At 68.4% G+C, this 21640-nt stretch carries 25 protein-coding genes; all 25 read right to left on the reverse strand.

Annotation, left to right across the window (positions count from 1 at the left end):
- Positions 1-25: 25 nt before the first annotated feature.
- The 25 genes from ABD339_RS25080 to ABD339_RS25200 all read right to left on the reverse strand — a co-directional run bounded on the left by ABD339_RS25080 (position 26) and on the right by ABD339_RS25200 (position 21519).
- A complete protein-coding gene (locus ABD339_RS25080; protein ID WP_344568846.1) occupies positions 26-865 on the reverse strand; it encodes a GH25 family lysozyme in 840 nt (279 codons plus the stop codon).
- A gap of 61 nt (positions 866-926) precedes the next feature.
- Positions 927-1559: a hypothetical protein gene (locus ABD339_RS25085; protein ID WP_344568847.1), complete on the reverse strand. Its 633-nt coding sequence runs from the start codon at positions 1557-1559 to the stop codon at positions 927-929.
- 9 nt (positions 1560-1568) lie between these two features.
- Positions 1569-2318 (reverse strand): hypothetical protein, encoded by a 750-nt coding sequence (locus tag ABD339_RS25090; RefSeq protein ID WP_344568848.1) that lies wholly within the window; start codon positions 2316-2318, stop codon positions 1569-1571.
- Positions 2315-3412, reverse strand: a complete 1098-nt coding sequence (locus ABD339_RS25095; RefSeq protein WP_344568849.1) for a DUF5047 domain-containing protein — start codon at positions 3410-3412, stop codon at positions 2315-2317. The genes ABD339_RS25090 and ABD339_RS25095 overlap by 4 nt, the downstream gene beginning before the upstream one ends.
- Positions 3412-5667: a hypothetical protein gene (locus tag ABD339_RS25100; protein ID WP_344568851.1), complete on the reverse strand. Its 2256-nt coding sequence runs from the start codon at positions 5665-5667 to the stop codon at positions 3412-3414. Before ABD339_RS25100 ends, ABD339_RS25095 begins: the two co-directional genes overlap by 1 nt.
- Positions 5668-5670: 3 nt before the next feature.
- Entirely contained in the window at positions 5671-9864 is a 4194-nt protein-coding gene (locus ABD339_RS25105; RefSeq protein ID WP_344568853.1) for an aggregation-promoting factor C-terminal-like domain-containing protein, read from the reverse strand.
- 168 nt (positions 9865-10032) lie between these two features.
- Entirely contained in the window at positions 10033-10506 is a 474-nt protein-coding gene (locus ABD339_RS25110) for a hypothetical protein (protein ID WP_344568855.1), read from the reverse strand.
- Positions 10449-10787 (reverse strand): hypothetical protein, encoded by a 339-nt coding sequence (locus ABD339_RS25115; RefSeq protein ID WP_344568857.1) that lies wholly within the window; start codon positions 10785-10787, stop codon positions 10449-10451. The genes ABD339_RS25110 and ABD339_RS25115 overlap by 58 nt, the downstream gene beginning before the upstream one ends.
- Before the next feature lie 74 nt (positions 10788-10861).
- Complete coding sequence (locus tag ABD339_RS25120; RefSeq protein ID WP_344568859.1) at positions 10862-11422, reverse strand: phage tail tube protein; 561 nt, start codon at positions 11420-11422, stop codon at positions 10862-10864.
- A gap of 82 nt (positions 11423-11504) precedes the next feature.
- Positions 11505-11906 (reverse strand): hypothetical protein, encoded by a 402-nt coding sequence (locus ABD339_RS25125; RefSeq protein WP_344568861.1) that lies wholly within the window; start codon positions 11904-11906, stop codon positions 11505-11507.
- Positions 11903-12127 (reverse strand): hypothetical protein, encoded by a 225-nt coding sequence (locus ABD339_RS25130; RefSeq protein ID WP_344568863.1) that lies wholly within the window; start codon positions 12125-12127, stop codon positions 11903-11905. Before ABD339_RS25130 ends, ABD339_RS25125 begins: the two co-directional genes overlap by 4 nt.
- 9 nt (positions 12128-12136) lie before the next feature.
- Entirely contained in the window at positions 12137-12508 is a 372-nt protein-coding gene (locus ABD339_RS25135) for a hypothetical protein (RefSeq protein ID WP_344568865.1), read from the reverse strand.
- Entirely contained in the window at positions 12508-12864 is a 357-nt protein-coding gene (locus tag ABD339_RS25140) for a hypothetical protein (RefSeq protein ID WP_344568867.1), read from the reverse strand. The genes ABD339_RS25135 and ABD339_RS25140 overlap by 1 nt, the downstream gene beginning before the upstream one ends.
- On the reverse strand, positions 12861-13412 hold the full coding sequence (locus ABD339_RS25145; protein WP_344568869.1) for a mobile element protein: 552 nt from the start codon (positions 13410-13412) through the stop codon (positions 12861-12863). The genes ABD339_RS25140 and ABD339_RS25145 overlap by 4 nt, the downstream gene beginning before the upstream one ends.
- Positions 13399-13644: a hypothetical protein gene (locus ABD339_RS25150; RefSeq protein WP_344568871.1), complete on the reverse strand. Its 246-nt coding sequence runs from the start codon at positions 13642-13644 to the stop codon at positions 13399-13401. Before ABD339_RS25150 ends, ABD339_RS25145 begins: the two co-directional genes overlap by 14 nt.
- Positions 13645-13730: 86 nt before the next feature.
- Entirely contained in the window at positions 13731-13943 is a 213-nt protein-coding gene (locus tag ABD339_RS25155; protein ID WP_344568873.1) for a hypothetical protein, read from the reverse strand.
- Positions 13944-13956: 13 nt separating this feature from the next.
- Complete coding sequence (locus ABD339_RS25160; RefSeq protein WP_344568875.1) at positions 13957-15273, reverse strand: phage major capsid protein; 1317 nt, start codon at positions 15271-15273, stop codon at positions 13957-13959.
- A 9-nt stretch (positions 15274-15282) separates the two neighbouring features.
- Positions 15283-16104 carry an HK97 family phage prohead protease gene (locus ABD339_RS25165; protein WP_344568877.1) on the reverse strand — a complete coding sequence of 274 codons (822 nt, stop codon included), beginning with the start codon at positions 16102-16104 and terminating at the stop codon, positions 15283-15285.
- Between the two features lie 2 nt (positions 16105-16106).
- Positions 16107-18056 carry a phage portal protein gene (locus ABD339_RS25170; protein WP_344568879.1) on the reverse strand — a complete coding sequence of 650 codons (1950 nt, stop codon included), beginning with the start codon at positions 18054-18056 and terminating at the stop codon, positions 16107-16109.
- A gap of 1 nt (position 18057) precedes the next feature.
- Entirely contained in the window at positions 18058-18249 is a 192-nt protein-coding gene (locus ABD339_RS25175; protein ID WP_344568881.1) for a hypothetical protein, read from the reverse strand.
- 31 nt (positions 18250-18280) lie between these two features.
- On the reverse strand, positions 18281-19966 hold the full coding sequence (locus tag ABD339_RS25180) for a terminase large subunit (RefSeq protein WP_344568883.1): 1686 nt from the start codon (positions 19964-19966) through the stop codon (positions 18281-18283).
- 10 nt (positions 19967-19976) lie between these two features.
- Complete coding sequence (locus ABD339_RS25185; RefSeq protein ID WP_344568885.1) at positions 19977-20432, reverse strand: phage terminase small subunit P27 family; 456 nt, start codon at positions 20430-20432, stop codon at positions 19977-19979.
- A gap of 90 nt (positions 20433-20522) precedes the next feature.
- Positions 20523-20759, reverse strand: a complete 237-nt coding sequence (locus ABD339_RS25190; protein WP_344568887.1) for an HNH endonuclease — start codon at positions 20757-20759, stop codon at positions 20523-20525.
- Between the two features lie 128 nt (positions 20760-20887).
- Complete coding sequence (locus ABD339_RS25195) at positions 20888-21214, reverse strand: hypothetical protein (protein WP_344568888.1); 327 nt, start codon at positions 21212-21214, stop codon at positions 20888-20890.
- A gap of 47 nt (positions 21215-21261) precedes the next feature.
- Positions 21262-21519: a hypothetical protein gene (locus tag ABD339_RS25200; RefSeq protein ID WP_344568889.1), complete on the reverse strand. Its 258-nt coding sequence runs from the start codon at positions 21517-21519 to the stop codon at positions 21262-21264.
- Between the last annotated feature and the right edge of the window lie 121 nt (positions 21520-21640).

Raw genomic sequence — 21640 nt, forward strand, 5'->3', positions numbered from 1 at the left:
AGAAATGGGGTGATCGCGTTCCGGTTCAGGTGTTGGGGACGTGGAGTTTGTCCCATGTGGTCTTGCCGGGCGGCCATTTGGCGTCGCTGCCGGTGTAGCCGCACTTGCGCTGCCAGGCTTCGTAGGACTTGACGTCGGCCTCGCCCAGCTCGGACCCGGGGCCGACCTTGTACAGGCCGCAGCCGACGGCGACGAGCCGCTTACCCATCGCGGTGAAGACCTTGCTGCTCTTGCCGAGGGCCGGCTTGGAGCCCTTCATGAAGAACGCGGCGCCCGGGAAAGGCTCGTACTTCGGCTTGGAAGGCTTCGGCGTCGCCCTTCCGCCGGCCCAGTCCCGCATAGCCTCGCGGGACGCGAACTTGGCGAGGTTCGTGTCGACGGGGGTGGACGTGTACTGGTGGATGAGCCACGGCGCCTGGATGCTCGGTTTGCCGGGACGACCGTTGTACTGGGCGATCCATAGCCCGTCCCCGGCGAACGAGGTCTTATCCCTGTTCAGCCAGTAGTCGACGTTGCAGTACAGCAGCACCTTGTGGCCCTTGGCCTTGCTCTGCACGTGCTTGATCCACGCGTCCTTGTCGGCGCCGGACACGCCGGGGTCTTCCCAGTCGAGGACGAGGAAGTCCCCCGCCACAAGGTTGATCTTCGAGAGGAAGTAGTCGGCCTGCGCCTTCATACTGCCGGGCCGCACGAAGTGGTAGAAGCCGGTGACCAGCCCCGCCTTCCGAGCCGTGGAGCGCTGCGCCACCCAGCGGGGGTTCGTGTACGACGTGCCCTCGGTGATCTTGATGACGACGAAATCCAGGCCGCGCGTGCTGTACGCAGCCGGCTGGTACGAGCTGACGTCGATGCCCTTGATGGTCATAGAGCCTCCGAACATGAGAAAAGCCCCGACACAGCGGGGCGCAAAGCGGGAAGCGTGCGGGTCAGAGGCTGTAGTAACAGCCGTTGAACGAGATCCACGGCGGCTGAATCTTCGGGTTCGCCGTCGATGTGGTGGTGCCGACGATCTCGATGTGGCCGCCCGGCTGCGCGTCGATCTTCACCGAGAGGACATCCGAGTTGGTGGTCGAGCAGGCTCCGGTCACGGTGCGCAGGTCCGTCGGCCTCGCCGAGGTGGGCAGGGCGCTGGCGGTGATGACGCCGCCGTTGGGGATGCTCGACGGGCTGCCCGAGTAGGTGACGCCGATGCCGCCTCGCAGCATCACGGTCGGCTCTCCGAAGAGCGACACCACCCGGTACTGGAGCGTACCGTTCGCGTTGCCGTTGTGACTGAACCCGCTCGCCAGGCTGATGGTCGCCCACGATGAGGTGCCGGCGGCGAGGACGACCCAGGCCGCCCCGTCGTAACCGGTGAACAGCTTGTCGGTAGCGAGGAATGCGACCATCCCGGCCACTGGGCTGGTGATGGTGGCGTTACGTTCAGCGGCAGTCGAGAACCGCATGACGGACCTCGGCGTGAGTGCGTCAGCGAGGCCCTTGGTGCCAGCGCGCAGGTCGGGGGTGTCGCTGTTGTCGAGCCAGGGGATGTCCTGGCCGTAGTCGTCTGTGCCGGGCAAGGGGGCCTCCTACATGATGCGGGTGGCTCGCATCCACGAGCCGAGGCCCACACGGGCCGGGGTCGAATTGCTGGCGTTCTGGGCCCAGGAGAGGGCGCATGTGCCGCCGGTGACCGTGGAGACGGTGCCGGTCTCGACGGCGTACACGAGGTTGGTGTAGACGTTGCGGCGGCCGTACACGACGGCAGTGCCGAAGCCGTGGCTACCGGCCCGCATGGTGATGCCGTCGGCAGACGACTGGGGCGAGGAGTCTCCCGCCACCGTGGACGCGGGTCCCTGCACGCCCTTCAGCCCGGTGGCGTCCGCGGGCACCGTCCACGCGGTCTTGACGAGCCCCGTCGTGGCACCGCCGACGAACAGGTGAAACTCGATGAGGTACGTCGAGCCAGCGTCGAGCTGCATGGTCAGGTCGGGGTCGTCGGCCAGCGTTGTCGTGCTCGCCCGGTCTGTGGCCGCGGCCTTGTACCGAGGTGGGAGTGGAGCGCCGAGAGCCCGTATCGCGGAGGCGGTCTCACCGAGCGCAACCCAGTTCCCCGACGAGTTCTGCGACAACATGACCTTGTCCCCCACCGCGGGGTTGGGGTACGCATCGTCGATCCGACGGGCCCGGATATTGCCCACGTCGACGGTGCCCACCCCGACTGCGGTGACGACGCCGACCTGCCAGTCGGCGCCCCGCACGCTTGGGGCGGTCTGTCCCGCAGACACGGCGGCCCCGCGGATAGCGGCGGCGACCTGACGAGGGCTGGCTTCGCTCACGAGTCCTCCCGTCCACCGATGCATTGCACGGTAAAGTCCCCGCCGACCAGGTCGAGAGAGAAGCTCTCCACCTGGAGCAGGTCGCGGTCCCCACTCCCGTAGGTGACGCGGAGGATGTCGCCGGGCTCCAGGCACGGGTTCGGCACCGACGAGAGGTCGGCGGTCGCGTTGGGCTTGAGCGAGTCCCTCAGCAGTTTGTTCGCCGCCGCTTGCGCCAAGTTCGTGGTGGTGAGCGTCGCCGAGCTGTAGAAGGTGGGCACCCGGCCGAACGCGCCGTAGATGTACGTCGGCGAGGTCGGGTCCTCGTCCGCGGCGTAAGCACTGACAGGGGGCGAATCCTCCTCAGCGTTTTCCCCGCTCGCCAGCACGTAGTTGTACATGCCGTCTCGCGAGTAGCCGCGGGAGGCGGAAACGAGCGCGCCCCGCTCGCCCGCATCGACCGTCCAGGAGATCGGTGCGGTCAGCATGTCCGGCAGCTCGGCGATGACGAATTGCCCGTCGGCGTCGGCGTACAGCTCGGCGCCGATCGCGGTCGCGCACTCCACGGCCGCCGCCCACCGGTCCCCTTCCGCGTCCCAAGTACGCACCCCGATGACCTGGTCCGTCGCGTAGTTGGTGACGACGGCTCCGGGAATGGCGCCCTGGATGAGGCCGGTGATCGCCGTGACCGCCGAGGTGCCGCCCCGCGTGCTGTAGGCCGTCACAAACTTGTCGTCAGCGACGACCGCCTCCAGGCCGGATGCTCTGATTTCGACGGGCCCATAGTCGGGGTCGCCGTCGGCCGAGTCGAGCCGCCCCCAGAAGGCGGGCACCATCTCGACGTGTCCGTCACCGTGCCGGATGCCCCGCTCGATTCGCAGGCGTGCCCCGTAGATGGCCAGCTGCTCGTCGGGGGTCCGGGGGATGAGCGACGTGTCCGGCACGGTGACCGATGCGGTACGGCGCACGGCCTGGGAGCGGTCCACTGTCACCGAGCCGGCCGTGTGCTCCAGCTCGACGACGGTGCCGTCCGCACGGTGCAGCTGCACCACGGTGACCGGGGTGTGTGACTCCACCAGCGTCGCCAGGAACTGGTCGGACGGAGGCGGGTACATCACTGCCTCCTGTTGTCGATGGCCAGGTCGAACACCGACGAGTACCGGTCGAGGACGTCATTCCCGGTGGCGTACTCCAGGACGACGTCGTGCACGGTCCATGTCGCCGAGCCGGCCTGACCGCCGGTCGGCATGTCGACCTCGGTGAGCGGGAGGGTCCACTCGCGCCACTGCTCGCGGGCGTAGGGCACGATGCGCGGGTACTGCACCTCGCCCACGGTCACGTACACGTCCGGCTCGCCCATGCCCGGAGCGCACCGCCACAGCAGCGGATTGCCCGTGGAGAGCAGGAACTGCAACGCGTCGCGCTGGGTGTCGGTCTCGGTCCAGCACACGAGGTCGCCCTCACGGGAGCCCCGCACATCCGACAGGACGATCGGAGCCGCACGGCCCCGCACCCGGTACACCTGCTGCTCGATGGCCTGATGCCACTCCGGAGCGGTCTTGACCAGCACCCGCAGCCCGATCCCCGGCCGGGCCGGGTCCGTGAGCCAGGCGTAGTTCGGGTCGCCGGGGTCGATCGTGACCGTCGCGGTGGTGCGGTAGGAACGCCCAGTGCCGTCGTCCCACACGGTCTCGACCCGGTAGTACACCGGCACACCGAGGGGCGCCTCGTAGTCCTCGACGATGAGGCTGTCGGTGTCCACCACGGTTGTGCCGTCGTACAGTCCGTCAGGGCCGCGCACCAGTGTCCGGGACCCGTCCGGTGTCACCCGCCACACCGTCAGTAGGGTGCCGGGATCCAGCTCGCGCACCACGAGCTGTGTTGATGCCGACTCGTTGACCGCTTCGACGGTCGCCTCGGGCAGCGTCTGCCACAGGGCCGGCCGATCAATCTGAAGGACCGAACTGGACGAGGTGGCGGCCAGGGTCACCTCAAGCTGCGCTGACACGGCGCCGGCGGGTGCGGTCCGGTCCATGGTGCGCTGCCACCAGCCCGGCGTATCCACCGGGTCGGTGACCCCGGTAGAGGTGGATATCAGCGTGTCGGTGTCGTCCAGCCAGCGGATCGCGAGCGTCATCGTCCAGGCGCCCGCCGTCACTTTCGTGTACGTCTCGTGGCGCCAGTTCTGCCCTGCGCCGTCGCCGATCGGGTAGATGCCGGAGCGGATGACGCTGGTCGTGGCGGTGCTGCTGGACACGGTCAGGCTGTAGTAGTCGTACAGAGACTGGGCGCCCCACGGTGTGGAGCGGGCGATGGTCGCGGCGCCGGAGGCCACAGTCCACGAGCCCACACCCGTCTCGAAGTCCCAGTCCTTCATCGGCAGGACGTTGCCGGTGCGGAGAGACGGCGACCGGGACGCGGTGATCGGGCCGACGAACACGCCCTCGATACGCATGACCTGACCGGCGCTGGCGCCCGTGATGCCCACCGCCACGCTCGCCGAGGCCGCGTTCGTGGGCGCCACGCCGGATGTCAGCTGGCGGTACAGGCCGCTGCCGGGCGGGGCCAGCGTCGCCCGATGGGCGGACAGCTGGCTGCCCACCGCGTCATAGAACCGCAGCTCGATCCACACACTGCTGCCACTCGTGGGCGGCCCTAGGTAGGAGAGGGCCACGTACTCCATGCCGGGGGTGATGGGCGGCTGCTCGATACACAGGGCGCTGGCGTTGCCTGCACCGGTCGTGGTCAGCGCGATCTGACAGCCGCCCGCCCCATAGAAATCGGCGGCCCACACGGACACGGGGGCGATCCGCGACACGGTACAGCCCGCCTCCGCAGCCCACCCCGAGGCGTCTATCTCACCCCCCGCCTCGGCGTTGAAGCTGAGGAGGTTGCCGGTGTAGCGGAGCGGCGGGCCGAGGTAGATGTTCTCCCAGTAGTGCAGCACCGCCCCGGCGCCGACCGTCGAGGAGAGCAGGACCTGGGCGCGCACCGTCCCGACCGGGGCATAGCCCGCCACCGAAACCCGATGCCAACTCGACGACGCGGCGGCCGTCGTAGGCGACCACGTCACCGAGATTTCCACGCCAGCCACGTCCAGCCAGCGGATCCCAATCCGCTCCGGCTGGGTAGACGAGGACGCGTCGGCGAACGTCCAGTACAGCTCCCCCGCCGCCACCGGCACGCTGGAGAACGTGCGGGCCTGCATCTCCCCCGCCGCCACCGATTTGACGGCCAGGACAGACGGCCCGACACGACCACCCGAGCCGACAGCGATCGTACAGTTCAGCTTGGCCGCCCACCCAGACGCGTTGGGCTCGATGGTGCTCGTCGTCAGGCCGAGAAGGTTCGACCAAATCGCTTTCGGCACCGGTCACCTCCCCGCCCGCGCGCCCAGCGCCGTCAACAGTTCGCCGTTGCCGCGCCGCACCTCGGCCCGCGCGATATCCGTGATCTCCCGATCTCCGACGAACACCTGAACATGCAGGTCGCCGCCCGTTGCCGGGCTTGCCGCCGCTGTGGAGATGGCCCGCCACTGTGCGGCGGTGAGGATGGCCTCCGGCTGGCCGGTGCCGTTCATGGCCATCGTCGCCCCGGGCTGCAACCAGCCGCCGGCGTCGTACCAGTGCGGCGAGCGGGCATTCCAGCGCGCCCACGCCGAGGCCGGGCTGCCATAGCGGCTCTTGATGTACCGCATGCCCCACTTGATCTGTGTGGCTGGGTTGGTGCGCCAGTCCGCGCCCGCCGACCGCATCTTCGAAGCCGGGAGCGATTGCGGGATGCCGTAGGCGCCTGAGCTGGGGTTTCTAGCCTTGTAGTTCCACCCGGATTCGTGCTGCCACAGCTTCTCCAGCGGCGGCCACTGCTTCTGCGACCAGCCGAATTCGCCGAGCATCTGGCGAGCCGTGCCCTTGGCTCCGCTGCCGCCCCCGCCTCCGCCGATCGCAGGCACGAAGCCGTACCAGTTCGACCCGAACAGGCGGGAGTGGGCGCCACGGGCGCGGGACCCGACGACGACGCCGTCACCGCCGCGGGATTCGACGTTGACGCCCGCCAAAGTGCCCGCCGTGTGGCCCTTACCGGCGTTGGTGATGCCGATCTCGAAGGGGCTCTTCTTGTGCCGCTTCCACCCGGCCGGAGCACGACTCCCCGAGAAGGAGAACGTGCTCCACAAGCGGCCCTTGGGGTTCTTGCCCTGGATGACCTTCTGAATCCCGCTCATGAACCCGGAGCAGTCCCAGCTGGGGTTCCCGGCGCCGCCCCACTGGTACGGCTTGCCGGCCTGCGTGCGGGCCCACTTCAGGGCGCGGGAGACACCCTCGCCGCCGAGCTGGGAAGTCTCCGACCCCTTGATGGTGGACAGGACCTCGTTCAGCAGGCCCGTGGGCACGGCCTTGGCCAGTGACCCCCAGCCCTTAGTTCCGCCGGGGATCTGGTTGATGAGGCTCCGGATGGGCTTGGCCGCCATCGACGCGGCCTTGTACACGCCGCCCGCGAGCGCGGTCCCGGCGCCCTTGAACCAGTCGACGGCGCCACCCAGTGCGAAGCCGGGCGCGCCGCCGGCTGCGGGTGACGGCCCGCTGGGTGCCGCTCCCCCGCGTGCAGCAGCGCGCAGCCCCTCGACAGCCCGGTGCCCGCCCGCGCCCTGCACCTCGCGAGCCGTCCACACGTGCTCCCCGCGGGAGAGCCGCGCGGGGATGGAGTCGCTCGTGCCGCTGCCGGGCCCGTTGACCGCGCCGCCCTTGGCGAACTTGAAGACGGGCAGCTTCTTGATGGGCAGGACCTTCGCGGCCGTGTTCCACAGCCCGCGGACGCCCTTGTTGTAGACGACGTCGATGACCCACTTGATGGGCTTCCGCGTCAGGTCCTTGATCTTCGCCCAGGCTTTGCCTATACCGTCCTTGGCTTTCGAGAAGGCCGTGGCGACCGCGTGTACGCCCGCCTTCAGCGCGTTGAACGCGGGCTTGATGCCCTTGTTCCACACGCTGCGGATCGCGGAGCTGATGCCGTTGAAGACCGGCTTGACGACCTTGTCCCGCAGCCAGCGGAACACCGCGCCGACGTCCCGCAGCCCGGCCTTCGTAGCGTTGAAAATCGGCTTGAGGATCGTGTTCCACAGCCAGGAGAAACTCGACCGGATCCCGGTCGCCACCGGCTTCACGACGCTGTCGAGCAGCCATCTGAAGGCGGGACCTAGCCGCTTGACGACCCAGGACACCAGCCGGGCCACCACACGGATCACAGCCGACAGGGCGCCCACGAACACGGCCATGAAGAACGTCGCCAGCTTGACCAGCGGCGGCAACAGCCACGACAGGACCGTGACACCCAACTGGAGGGACATCGCGGTGAGTTTCACCAGCGCGGGCAGCAGCGGCACGATCGCGACGAACAACTGCATCCACGCCGCGATCAGCTGCCGAAACGACGGCATGAGCGCGACGAGGACCTGAAGGGCCAGCCGCACGAGCAGGTTGACCAGGCGCACGATCACCGGCATGAGCGGCGCCAAGGCAGCCATGGCCTGCCGCACAATGATCACGAAGACCTGAGCGAAAACCCTGCCCAGCATCCCGACGACGGCGACAAGCGGCGCGAACAGCGGAGCCAGGGCGCCGAAGACCTGCCCGAACATTTTCCCGAGCATCGAGATCCACGGCACCAGCGCCCGCACGATCGTCGTCAGCGGCCCGACGAGGACCCGCACCAACTGCACGACGATGTTGATGACGGGCCGGAGGGCCGGCATCAGCGCCGAAATCAGCGTGCCGACGAGCTGCCCGATGGGCCGCAACAGCGGCATCAGCGCCGACACGATCTGCACCAGCGCGTCACCCAGCAGCGACACGACAGGCAGCAGCGCCGTGACGATCGGCATCAGCGCCGCACCCAGCTCCGTCGCCAGCTTGGTCAGCACCGGGCCGAGCGCCGCGGCAAGCTGCCCGATCACGGGAGCGATCGCCGCGAGAAGCGGCATGACCGCCTTGACGAGCGCACCAATCACCGGGCCGATAGCGGCGGCGATCTGCGCCACCGCGCTGAACACCGCCTTCAAGGCGGCCTGTACCTCGGGCATTTCCGAGATCCGCCGCAGCTCGGCAACAATCTGCCCGATGACGCCGAGGACCTGCCCGCCTGCCCCGGCCGCGGTCTTCATCACATTGGAGACGACCGCGAAAGCATCAGCCAAAATCGTGCCGAGCTGGGACAGGATGTCGAACGCGACCCCGATCGCCTGCTCCAGGCCGCCCGATTTGAAGGAGCGGGTGAGGGCCTGCGACATGCGGTCGGCGAACCCGGCCGCCTGCCCCAGGAGCTTCTCGAACGCGGGCTGTGCCGCCACCGACAGCTGGCCGAACGCGATGACCATCTGCCCCGGAATGTTCTTGAGCAGGGCGAGGTTGCGGTTCGCCCCGGCGAGAATGTCGGTGAGCATCCCGGTCTTGGCGAGCTGGGTGACGGCGCCCATAGCGGACTTCGCCATCAGGTTGAGCTGGGTCGCCGCGCCGGTGAGGCCGGTCTTGAGGATCGGGATGGTGGTGCGGCCCAGCGTCGTCATGCGCCGGTCCAGCCCTGCGAACAGGGCGTCCTGCACGCTCAGGCGCAGCCCGTCCCATGCCGGGGCCAGGCTCTTGACCGCGCTCACGAACGAGCGGGCGTTGGGCGCCAGGTTGGCCATGGCCTCGCCGAGGGCAGAGGTCTGCGTGGCGGCGGCGGCCTGCGCCTCGGCCACGGCTCTGGACGCGTCGGCGACTCCGCGCTGGGCGTCGGCGATCTGCCGCTGCCCGTCCGCGCGCGCCCGATCTACCCCGGCCTGCGCCGCTGCGAGGGCCCGCTCCCGGTCGGCGACCGTGCGGGTGGCCTCCGAGATGCGCTGTTTGGCAGCAACGACCTGGTCGGAGCCCTCGACCCCGGCCTTGTTGGCCTTCTTGGTGTCGGCGGCCAAGCGGGTCGTTTCGGTGCGCTGCTCGCTGAGGTTGAGCTTGGCGCGCTCGTAGGCGATGTTGAGGCGGGCCAGTTCGTCCGGGTCCGTGCCCGGCTTCTTCTCGGCAGCCTTCAGTTCGTCCTGGGCCTCCTTGAGGCGCAGGACGGCTTCCTTCTCATCCAGTCTGCTCTCGGCGAGCTGCTGGTTCATGTCCTCCAACGCGCGGGCTGCCTCACGGCGCGCGTCGTTTAGTTCGCCCTGTACAGAGCGGGCCTCGCGCTGGGCGTCGGACAGATCCCGTTCGGAGTCCTGCACCTGCTGCTGGGCGTCGCGGATGCGCTCCGCCGCCTGCACCCGGGCATCCGCCAGCGCCCGCTGCGCGTCGGCGAGGGACCGCTGCGCCGACTCCACCTGCCGTGTGGCGGTCGCCGCGGCCTTCGCGTCGGAGGCGATGGTCTTCTGGTCGAAGGCGGCCTTGAACGCCTCCCCGACACCGGACAACCCGATTTTGAGCGCGGCGGCAGCGGTACCGACCGTCGCCAGCGCAGGAGCCGCTGCTGCCGCAGCCGCTGTGGCCCCCGAAAGGTTGGAGGCAACAGCCACGCCTGCCAGCCCCGCCATACCGCGCAGAGCAGTACCCATGCCGCGGGACAGTGCCCCACCGAACGACTTGGCGAAGGAGTTGCCGCCGCTCCGCCCGGCAGCGCCAGCCCGAGAGCTGACGCTGCGCGACCAGTCCCCTTCGAACTCGGGCCGAATGGAGACGTATCCGCGTCCGACGAGCACACCAGAGGCCACCGCACACCCCCTCTACTGGGCTGCGGCGCCCCCACGGAACGCGGCGGCGAGTTCCTTGCTGCTGGACGGGTTGCGCCCGCCGAGGCGGATCACCTTGCCCGCCTTCGGCTGCTCCACCCCGGGCCGCGGGATGGGCTTAGGAGGTTTCAGCCGGCGGGTCTTCTTCGGATCACCCTGCAACTTGACGAGGGCGTAGGTGTTCTCCCGGACCGCATCCGCCACCGTCGCCAGCAGGTGCCGGTCCAGAGTCCATGTGTCGTCCTCCGGTGTGGCGCTACGTACTGCCCGTGCCGTGGCCGAGTCGGGCGGCAGGAACTTCAGGAACACCTTCAGTTCCCGCCACGACAGCGTCCCGCGCCACAGCTCCAGGAGGGACCGGCCCGGCCAGTAGCGGGCCATGTCCCATTCGACGGCCTCTCCGTACTCCCTCAGGAAGTCGGCGAGGCCACCGATTCCCCCGGCTCCACACCGGAGCGCTTCTGCCACTCCTCGCCGATCAGCTCCAGGTCCCCGAAGGTGTACCCGGCCGCGTACATTTCGCGGATCTTCTCGCGTCCGAGGAGCGCCTGGAGGACCCCCACGACGTCGTCGAGGGTGCCGCCGGCCTTCTCTTGAAGCTCGAAGGGGAGGCCCTTCATCGGCGGGAGGGTGAACTCCACACCGGAGAGTTCGAAGGTGGTCGGCTCGGGCAGCGCATCGCGGCGCTGCTTCGCCAGGGAATCCAGGGAGACGACTTCGACTCCGGGGTTCTTCGCGGTTGTGGCCATGTGTTGCTCCTTCGCGGGTCTGCGGGTTGGACCCGGTGGGCGCGACCCGCTGGCGCGCCCGCCGGGAGCTTCGGTCAGGCCGCCCAGGACGGGTCGTTGGACAGCCAGGTGGCCAGCTCGGGTGACGAGGACGCGTAGGCGGACACGGTCATGCCGAGGCCCACAGGCTCGCCCCGCTGGAAGTTGACGGACTCGCGGTCGGTTACCTCACCCCGGGGGATGACGACCCGATTGACGATGTCGCCGTCGATCCATTCGAAACCGAACGCCATCTCCGCCGAGCCAGGCGCCGAGGGGATGTCGAGCTTGTAGATGGTGTCCGCCGTCACCTCGGTGATCGCCGAGTCGGGGAAGTACAGCGTGACCGCGCTGGCCTTCAGCTCGATCGCGGTGAACGCCAGCGTCAGCTCCACCGAGGTGAGGACACGTCGCACCGGGGAGAGGGACTGCCACGCCATGATGTCCTCAACGTCGGTGCCGTACTCCATCTCGACACCGTCATCGTTCAGATAGCCCAGGTCCTTCCAGGCCGGGTCCCATGCGGACGTCAGATCGGCCGGCGCAGTGGACCCCTTCGGGGCGACGTACACGTTGCCGTTCAAGCCCACCCTGACGTTGTCGGCGTTGAGCGCCATAGCTGCCTCCAGGCATGCCAAGAGCCCGCACGGCAGCACCGGCGGGAAAAGCGGAAATGGATGCGGGAGGGTGTTGTGCTACTCAGGCGCGGCGCACGCGCAAGGACATGACCAGCACGTACCGCGGCAAGGCCGTGGTCGGGTCCGGCAGCCAGATCAGGCTGGTGTCCTCCACCCGCGCGACCCGCGCATCGCCCAGGGCCAGGCCCTCGGCGGCGAAGATGAGCCCACGCACCTGCTGCACCAGATCGTGGGCGGTCGCCTTGTCGGCCGCGAGGACGTCAATGTCGAGGGTCGGCTGATCCAGCACGAGCCGCGTGTAGGTGCCACCACCACCGCGAGACACCGCCACCACAGGCAGATGCTGGGCAAGGTCCTCGGGCCACTCCGTGCCCACTGTCACGCCGGGGTCGAGCTGCCCGCGCAGGTAGCCGGTGACGGCCGCCTCCACATCGGGGAAGGCGACCAGCGGCGTCGTGCTCATCCGCTCTTACCGCGGCGGCGCGGTAGCGGCGCCTCCACAGGTGGCGCCGGTTCGGTGGGCGGCCCGTCCACGGGCGTGACGGCCACGGCCTCCGGCTCATCCGCCACCACCTCCCCAACCCGGCCATCCCTCCGCAGTCCCGGCACATCGCCGTCCGGAACCTCCACCACCTCGCCCGGCGCCCGGCCGGCATGCCAGGCGGCCAGCTTGATGCGTGCCATACGTGCTCCTCAGATTCGGAGGGCATCCAGTGCCCGGCCGAGTACGCGGGTCTTCGGAGAGCGGCCCTCCTGGGGACGCTCCTGTGATGTCGCGGGACGGCCCGACCCGAACTCGACCTGCAAGGCGTAGGCAACATCGGCGCCGAACTCTCCCTGCCACGCGAACCCGTTGTGTACGAGCGACGCATTCAGGGACTTCCGGTAGTCGCCCGCGCGAGCCACATTGGACCAGGTAGGGCCCGTATAGGTCGGCGCCAGGGCCTCGGCGATGGCCTTCCCGCGCTCCGCAACCGACAGGAGATAGGCGGCCATCTCGTCGCTCGACGCGAACTCGCGAAATGCCGACCGGTCTATGCGAATACGGGCATGTGAACGGGCCATCAGTCGACCTCCGTCAGCTCCGCCTCAACGTGATGAACGCCCGGGCCGAAAGGGTCGGGCCAGCGGCCGACCTTGCCGTCGACCTCCAGCGTCACGCCATCCCACTCGACACGGTCTGTCTCCAGCAGATCCAGATCCACACCGGGCGCTGTCTGAAGAAGCCACCGTGTGACCGTCGTCTGACGGTCGACGGACTGCTCCTCGCTGGCCGGCACCCGGACGGCAGCAGGCTGAATGTTCACGCCAGGCACCGAGGTCCGCTCAGCGCTGGCCCAGTCCCGTTTCTGGTTGCCATACCGGTCGGTGGCCAGCGGCGCCCGCACCCGTATAAGGGTCTGGTGAAAGAGGAGACTCATGGCTGGTCCCCCGCATTGAGGCGGTAGCGCTCCACCACCGACGTCCACTGGGCCGTAACACCGATCGACGCCTGCGCCCCGAACGCGAGCGTCTGCCCGCCCACCGTCATCGATGTCAGCCCCGGCACCACAGTGAACTGGGCCCGAGCCTGGTCGAGAACCACCTCGGCGATGTCCTCGGGCACCGGCTCGTAGCCGTGGGTGTAGACGACGCGGATACACCGCAGTCGGTCCGGCCAGCAGCCGCACATGCGGCGTAGGAACCCATCGGCGGACCATTCGTAGTCGTCCTCCGTGAGCGGCTCCCCGTCGAGGGCGACGGAGGCCACCGCAGTAACCGGCGCCGCCCGCAGAAGGACAGCCCTGCGGCCGTTGCCGTCCAGAACAGCGATGTCGTCGACCACTGGCGTGACGTGGTGCCGTACAGCGCCGCGGAAGCGGCTGGACGCCGCGTTGAGGGCCTGCATCAGCTTGGGGTCGTCGGCGGGGACGCCGAGCCATGCCGCGAGGTCGTCGGGCGATGCCAGGAGCGGGCTAGTCGTCGGCACCGTCCGTACCGCCGTCCTTGTTTGCCGCGGTCCGGCTCTTGTTGGCGGCGGCCCGCTTCTTCGGCTCCGACTTTTCTTGCTCGGCGGGCTGCTCCGGCTCACCCGGTGCGACACCGTAGCGTGATGCGTCGGCCTCGTTGAGCTTCATCACTGTCTCGACCCCACTGGCCGTGACGACCTTGTACTTCTTCAGCGCGCCGCCCACGACGGCCACCTCCAGATTCTCGTCCACGGGTGTACAGGTGGAGGGCGGGCCGCACGACGCATTCTCGGCGCCGCACGGGCACCGCCCTCGCACCATTCGTGAGTTGACCAGCGTCACGGCGCGAGCTGGCCGGACGTGCGCATCGCCGTCAGCAGCGCGTTCAGCTTCGTGCGCAGCGCATTGGTGTCAGCGAGGAGCGCGTCGTACTCGGCTTTCGTCGGCGTCGAACCGGCCGCCGCCGACGCGGTCGCTGCGGCAGCGTTTGTGACAGCCGGAGTCTGCTTGCCCTCGCGGGCCTTCCCTGCGCCATCGTTCAGGTACGCCATGTCGGGCCTCCTATCAGGCAGTGAGGTCGACCTCGACGAACGCGGACGGCTGGATGACACCGAACGCGGCACGCATCTCGGCGAGGATCGCTACCAGGTTCCGCACGAAGAAGTCGGCGTGGGAGTCGGTGACAGTGATGGACGCCTGCTCGCGGTCCCACAGGATCGCCTTACGGAAGTCCCCGACATAGCCGGTACCAGCGGGCACCGCTTCGGTCTCGATGACCGGGATACCCCACAGCACGGACGCTGAGCCCACCCCGGCCGGCCCACCGAAGTAGAAGCGGCCTTCGTTGTCCTGGAGCAGATCCACCGTCTCCAGGTCGGCCGGATTGAGCAGGTAGGCGTTGGCCATCGACCGGCCCACAGTGCGGACCTTCGTCTTGGCCTTGCGGAGCGTGGTGAGCGCGTTGGTGTCCCACGCCTGCGCCTGGACGCCGGAAACGTTGGCGAGGCCCTCGAAGTTCTCGCCGGTGCCGTCACCCGACACCATCTGGTCTTCGAGTTCCTCCTCCAGGCCGTAGCGCAGGAAGGAGTCGATCAGGGTGCGGATCTGCGACGCGTCCGAGAGGGACCGCTTGGTGATGGGGATCCAGTGCGCGATCGTGCGCACCGGCGTGGTCACCTTCGCCGCGGCCAGCGCCGACTCCGGCTTGTAGCCGCCACCGGCGTTGTTGACCAGGGCCCCCGGCACCGAAGCCGGGGCAGTCGGTGCAGCCGAGGAAGTGGCCTCAGCCACAGGTGCGGCGTTGTTGGTCGCCGAGGTCATGCGCACGTACTCGATCGTGTCCGAGCTGGTGGTGCCGCTGGTGACGACGTCCCGAAGTGTCAGAGGCCGCTGGAACAGGTCCAGGCCCACCCGCTGCCCAAGGTAGTCGTTCGTCACCCACGCGCCCGCGGACGTGTCCGAGGCACCCGTGACCAGCGACTTGTAGCCGACCGGCATGGACTGGACACGCTGCTTCTGCCCGAACTTGCCGTTCGGCGCGGACGCCATCAGACCCGCGTACTCGGGGGACTTGGTGAACGTCTCACCCAGCGACGTCTTCGCGTCGGGAACTATCAGACCACTGGGGTTGCGCTTCTCCCCGGCCTTCTCGTTGATCTCGACGCCTTCGCCGAGGTCGGCCAGGGCCTGCCGCATGGTGGAGGTGGCCTTCGCCTTCTCCAGGCCGTCCTTGGCTTCCTTGGCCTTGCCCATGTGCTCGGTGACCTGGCCGCGCTCCTCGTCGGAGAAGTCGCGGCCCTCATCGTCGGCCTTCGCCGAGATGGCCTGGGCCTGCATCAGGTGGTGCTTGAGCTGTTCCTTCAGCTCTTCGATCTTGTCCATAAGGGGTCCTCAGTCCGTGAGCGTGGAGACCTCAGCGGCGAATGCGGCCAGGTCTGAGTGCAGACGGAGCGAGGCGGGGCTCGGCCCGGCGGGCTGCTCGGCCTTGACCTCAGGCACTTCCTGAGGCGGGGCGTCAGCGGGCGGGGCAGGCGTGGCCTTCTCGGCGTCCTGCGGTTCATCGTCGCTGGAAGGAAGGGAGCCCAGCAGCTCCTGCGACAGGCGCGCGATGTCGCGCACCCGCTGCTCGTTCTTCGCCGACAGCGTCCTGCCGGCCTTCAGCCCTTCAAGGGCCTCCGCGACCTTCGCCAGGTCGGGGAACGTCTCAGGCTGGCCGCTGCTCTTCACGTCGAGCAGCTGAGTGGCCTGGTTGGCGCCGATCAGGGTCGGGCCGACCTCGTACAGTTTGAGTTTCCGCAGCTCGTAGAAGCCCTCCCCGTCCTTCTGGTCCACCCACGAGCCCTCATCGACGTCGTAGGCAAAGCTGAACTGGGTGACCCGGCGGCCCTTCAGCAGCTTGTACACCTGCGCGGCCTTACTACCCGGCTCGGTGTCAATACGGGCCTTCACCCACAAGCCCTCGGGCCTCTCCTCGGCCTCAATGACCTCGCCGACGTGATAGTCGGGGTCGGCGGACATGTGGGACCACAGCACCGGGATCGGATCACCGCGACCCTTCCACTCGGCGAGGGTCTCCGCGAACGCGCCAGGGGCGATCTTGTCGCCGACACTGTCCAAGTTGTAGGCGGCGACGATCGCCTCGAACACGCCGTCGTCTGTGCCTTCGTGGGTGCCCGCGGCCTTGATCCGCACCGGGCAGGATTTGATCCGCATGGTCACTCCGGTCTCGAATACGTCAACTCGCAACGGCAGTTCGCCGTCTGGTTCGCATCACCAAAGCCGTCGCCCGGCCAGCGCAGCCCGTTGGAAAACAGGCCGTCGAGCGGCACCGTCTGCCCGTTCATCGCCGCATGCTGAGAGCGGGGATGCCCGCTCGTGGTCCGCCACGTCTTCCGCGTCAGCCCGGATGCGCGGGCGGCGTCGTGGCCGCCGAACGACACTGCCTCGGTGCCGGCCGTCTCGCCCCGCATGAGAGCTGCCGCCACCCACACGCCAGCCGCCACGACCAGAGCCCCGCTCAGGCCGCCCTCATCCGGTGGTGCCGCGGCGGCCTCCACCGCGGTGGCCTCGCCCGCCCCGTCGTGCAGCTCAGCATGGTGCAGGGCCGCAGCCATCAGCCAGGCGTCCATCACGGGCGCCGACCAGCCCTCGGCCTGCGGATTGAACTGCTCCAGCACGTCCCAGGCGCCCATCTGCGCCAGCCGCATCATGTGCCGGGACATCAACTGCTGCACCTGCGCGACCCGCACATCCCGGTCCCGCGCCCACCAGCGGGGAACACCACCCGCGTCCCGGGGTGGCGCCTCCAGCAGTACATCGGCATGGCGCCGCGTCATGGCCTCCAGAGCAGCAGCGAATGCTTCCCGCTCTGTCTCGACGTCACCCAGTTCCTCGGGCCGTCCCGCCTTGAACAAGACGAGTCGGCCCCCCGCTTTTGGGACGGCCTCCAGGTCCTGCGGCTCAGGCGCCGTATCCCTCGGGGAGGCGAGACCACCTGCCGTCACATTCAACGGCGTGATCAGATCGTCGCCGCCCGGGAGCTGCGGCAGGTTGAACCTCGCCCGCTGCTCGTTGACCGTCATCCACGGCCGGCCCGTCGCCGTAGAAGCCGCCGCAGCCTGCTCCTCAAAGCTGCCGCGCATCTTCTCCGCCATGTTGAACTCGACATACACGTCGCCGGAATCCGGCAAGTCCGGCACGAGCTGGAGGCCGATGTCCTCCTGGATGGACACCAGCCACGGGCCGAGCGTGTCCTGGTACAGCTGCTGATGCTGCTCCTTGATGTTGGAAAACGTCGCATGGTCAAGGATCCCCACCATGGGCAGCGGAATGTGATACGCCGCCGCGACCTCCTCCCGCGTCAACTTGCGGGCCTCGATGTACTGGGCCTTCGCCGGGTCCAGCGCCAGCTGCTCGTACTCCATGCCGTCCTCAAGGATCGGCGTGCCACCCTGCTCCGTGAAACCGCGCCAGCCCTCCCTGAAGCGGGCCTTCGCCGTCGGATCCCACTTCGGGGCATCAGCCGGCCGCTTCAACACACCGGACAACCGGCCCCCGTTACGCCACATCTGCTCACGGGACCGAGTCGCCTCGAACTCCTCCGCCAGCATCGACCTGAGCGCCTCAATCGGCGACGACCCAGTCCGCAGATCCGTCGGCGAATAGCCGTGAAAATGCACCACCTGCTCCGGCTCCAGCACCAAGTCCCCCCGAGAGCCATGCACCCGGAAGCGGCCGGGCTCCAACCAGCTGTCGCCCTCGATCTCCACCCGGTACGGCGGCACCGGAATCACCCCGAGCAACTCGCCCGAGTCGAGGCGGACCTTCACCCACAGCGCCATGTCGTACAAAGCCAGATCCGACACCAGCCGCTCGACCAGCCGGTACCTCGTAAGCTTCGCCCCCGGCGCCGCCAGAATCCGCGAAAGAGGATGATCAGTCAGCCGCTCCCGGTCCGTGTCCGACACACGGCGGAACACATGCAGCCCGAGCTGAGCGATATTCCGGGCCAGGAAGGACACCACGGTGCGGATCTGCGGCTGCTCCCGGTACAGGTGCGCATAGTCGGCATACACCCCGTCCGACAGGCGCGTGTACATCGGCATCCGCACATCCGACGCGATCGACACCGCCGACAGTTGCCCCTGGGAGACGACGAACGACACGTCAGCCTCCCGTCACCTGAATGAACTCCACCCGGGACCGCTCCACCACGACCTCGCCGTCCATCGGCGTGTCCGCGGCACCGTGCTGCATCAGCGTGGCGTCCCGCAGCACCAGCAGCGGGCCCCGCTTCGCCCACAGCACCCCCGCGAACGCCCGGTCCGCCAGGTTCACCACCACACGCCTACGCAGCACGGTACGACGCCACCAGAACACGGCAACCCCCTCACACGACCTCCAGGCCGCCGTCCTCGTAAGCCGACCGGACAGGCACCTCACGGGACATCGCCTCTGACAGGGCGGTCACCGCAGCCGACACGGCGTCGATCTTCTCCGCGCTGCGGGCCTTGTCCGGCTTCACGTTCCCTGCCGGGTCCATGGCCACAGCCAGGTTGTCGACCTGCCAGGTGACCGCCGCATTCCCGCCGTGCCGGAACAGCGGCACCTCCGGGGTGCCCTTCAATAGCAGCCGCTGGAACTCTTTCAAAGGCGGCGACATGGTGACGAAGCCCTGCCGCACCTTCACCATGGGCGCCTGCGACTCGGCGAGCTTGTTCGTTAGCGGTGTCGCGTTCCATGGGTCGAAGCCGATCGCCCGGACATCGAAGGCATCCATGTCCCGCTCGATCTGGAGCTGGATGTAGTCGTAGTCCGCGACGTTCCCCGGCGTCGCCACGAGCAGGCCCTCACGGACCCACACGCTCGCAGCGCCTGCTGTCCGCTGGTCCAGCGCATCGACGTTGTCCTCCGGAGTCCACAGACGCCACAAGGCGTCGTAGCCCTCTTCTCCGTCAGGGAAGAGCCAGCACAGCGCACACAAGTCGCTGGTACTCGCAAGGTCAAGGCCCCCGTAAGCCTCCCGCCCGGCCAGCTTCACCTCGTCGACCATCGACGCGTTCCGATGCCACGACTCCAGCGTCAGGAACTTCGTCTCCTGCTTCGTCCGACGCCCCAAGTGCAGACGCAGAAACTTCGCCAGGTCGGCAGGCGACTGCTTCGCTTCATCCGAGCGATCCCGCAGGTACGAGCGAGTGGGGCTCACCCCATAACCCGGGTTCGCCTTCCGCCACGTCTCCTCAACATGCGGATCGTCATCGCGCTCCGCAGCCCACACCACGCCGTACACCGAGTGCGCCGTGAACACCCGACGCGCAAGCTTCTCGACCCGCTGCCGCTTCCGGTCGTACACCGACTCACGCTTGCCGGAGTCGGCCGTCGTGATGATGCAGGTCAACGGCTGCCGCCTGGACCCCGTGCCAGTCTCGATCGTCTCCACCAGCTCCGGAGACTTATGCTCGTGCAGCTCATCGATGATCGCGCAGTGGATGTTCGCGCCATGCTGCGCGCCAGCCACCGACGAGATCGATTTGAAGTACGAGCCCGACTTAGGGTGCAGGATCACGCCCTTGAGCGGACGGACGTGCTTCTTCAGCGCCGGGGCTGCCTCGGCGAGTTTCTTCACCGGCTCGAAGACGTACCCGGCCTGCTCCTTCGTCGTCGCCGCCGTGATGACCTGCGCGCCGCCCTCGCCATCCGCGCACGTCATGTAAATGGCCAGGCCGCCAGCCAGCGTGCTCTTCCCGTTCTTGCGAGGCACGTCCACGTACAGCTCACGGACCACTCGCACGTAGCCGCCAGCGTCCTCGTCCCACCGCACCCACCCGAAGACGGGGGCGAGAATGTATGCAACCTGCCACGGGTCAGGCCGTAGTGGCTGCCCCTCCCATTGGCCCTGCGTGTGCCGCAGTAGCCCGAACGCCTTGATGACCCTATCGACCCTGTTCGGATCGAACACCGCGCCAGGCGCATCACCGGGACTCGGCGTCTGAACCAGTGGAGGGCAGTCAGGGAGCGGGATACCCCGCTCCGCCATGTACCAGGCGACCTCTGGGCTGATCTTCAGCCGCTCCAACTCGGCACCATTAGGCGAACGGGTTGTCTTCCTCCCCGCCATCGTCGGCCCCTCTCGCCAGGGCCTGCTCAGTCGACGGCGTCAGACCGAAGTGAGCCGCCCACGAGCGAAGCTCACGGCCCGCAGAACGAGCGATGCCCACCGCCGGATGCGGAAGCGTCCCCTGCTTCGCGTTGATCGTGAGCCCTTCTTCCTGCACCTGCCGCGTAGCCGCCACGAATGTCGCCCACGCCTCGCAGTAGGCAGCCAGCGCCGCGCGGTCCTCCGGCTTCAGCAGATCAAGCCTCGACAACCCCGGAAGAACCCGCTTCCATTCGGCCTTGGCCTCAGAAGACATCCAGGACGGTGGGTTCGGTGGGAGCCGCTTGAACGCCGGGCCCGGATTGACCGGCCGGCCAGCGGTGTCCTTACCCTCGCCCCGTCCCTTGATCAGTTTGAGGGCTGCGGGCTGAGCAGTACGACCCATCACAGACCCCCTATCGCCGATTCTGTGCAGCCGTCATTTTCACTGGCCGCGACGGTCCCCCAGCGATCTTCCGTCGCGATTTTGACTCCCCTACCCCCGCCCGACCCGCGCTCGATCTTGTGCTTCGCGCGCTTCCCGCGCGGTCTTCTCACGGTGGCATTCGACGTGGGCCAGGCCGAGGTTGTCGAGGTCTCGGGGTGAGCCGCCTTGGCTGACGGGCACGATGTGCTCAAGCTCGTCGGCGTCCTCGCCTCCGCACATGTAGCAGCAGCCGTGGTCGCGTTGTGCCACGCGCTTCTTGAGGGCACGCATGCTGCCACTGCTCATGCCGTACCGCTCTTGTGGCCGTGGCCTGCCTGCCCATGGCTGGGGCTGGTGTTCGTCGCATAGCCCGCGCTTGGTGGCGATCTCGTGGCAGTCGGCTCGGGCGCAACGGGTGGGCGGGGCGGTCGGCATCAGATCCGGATGGCTTGCAGTGTCAGTTCGGCGCTGGCCACGTCGAGGGTGAGGGTGTCGCCGTAGTCGGCGGCCGGGAAGGGCCCGAACACCTGCGTCTCGCCGGCGGGGATGGACTCCACGCGGGTGGGTGCGGTGAGCCCGTCGATGGTACGGACAGTGTGGAACGTGATGTCCCTGCTGCTGGCCCCGGTGTTGTCGACGATGAGTACGACGCGTCCGTCGTTCTGGAGGGCGTGGCCGTTGGTGGCGTCGCCTGCTGCGGCTGTGGGCAGGACGGCCCCGGCACGCACGGCCTGGGTAGCGGTGAGCGTGGATCGGGGCATGGTCTCTCCTACGTGATGGTGGCCCGCCCGTGGCGAGCTGGCGGAGGCTAGTCCTGGTCGTGTTCGGCTCGGATGCTGACGCGGCGCGCGAGCAGTGTGAGCGTGACTCGGACGAGATCGCCGGTGTTGATCTCGTGGACGGTGACCGGGTCTTCGTTGGATGCGTACAGCGACTGCCCGTTGATCCGCACATCGTTGGGGACGATGACGCTGCCCCCGCCTGTCTCGTCGGTGGAGCGGCCCTTCTCGACGATCTCGATGACGGCGCCCTGCGGGGCGGCCTCGGCGGGGTGTGTCTCTGTCATGTCGGCTCCTGCCGGTGGGAGGGGTCCTGCTGCCCGGCCCCTCCCAGAATCGGGCAGCAGGAGTGAGGATGGTGGTGGCCGCCCTGAGCCCTCGACGGGGCGGCCACCTTTCGGGGCTCAA

The organism is Streptomyces axinellae (assembly GCF_039532135.1).
GTDB lineage: Bacteria > Actinomycetota > Actinomycetes > Streptomycetales > Streptomycetaceae > Streptomyces > Streptomyces axinellae.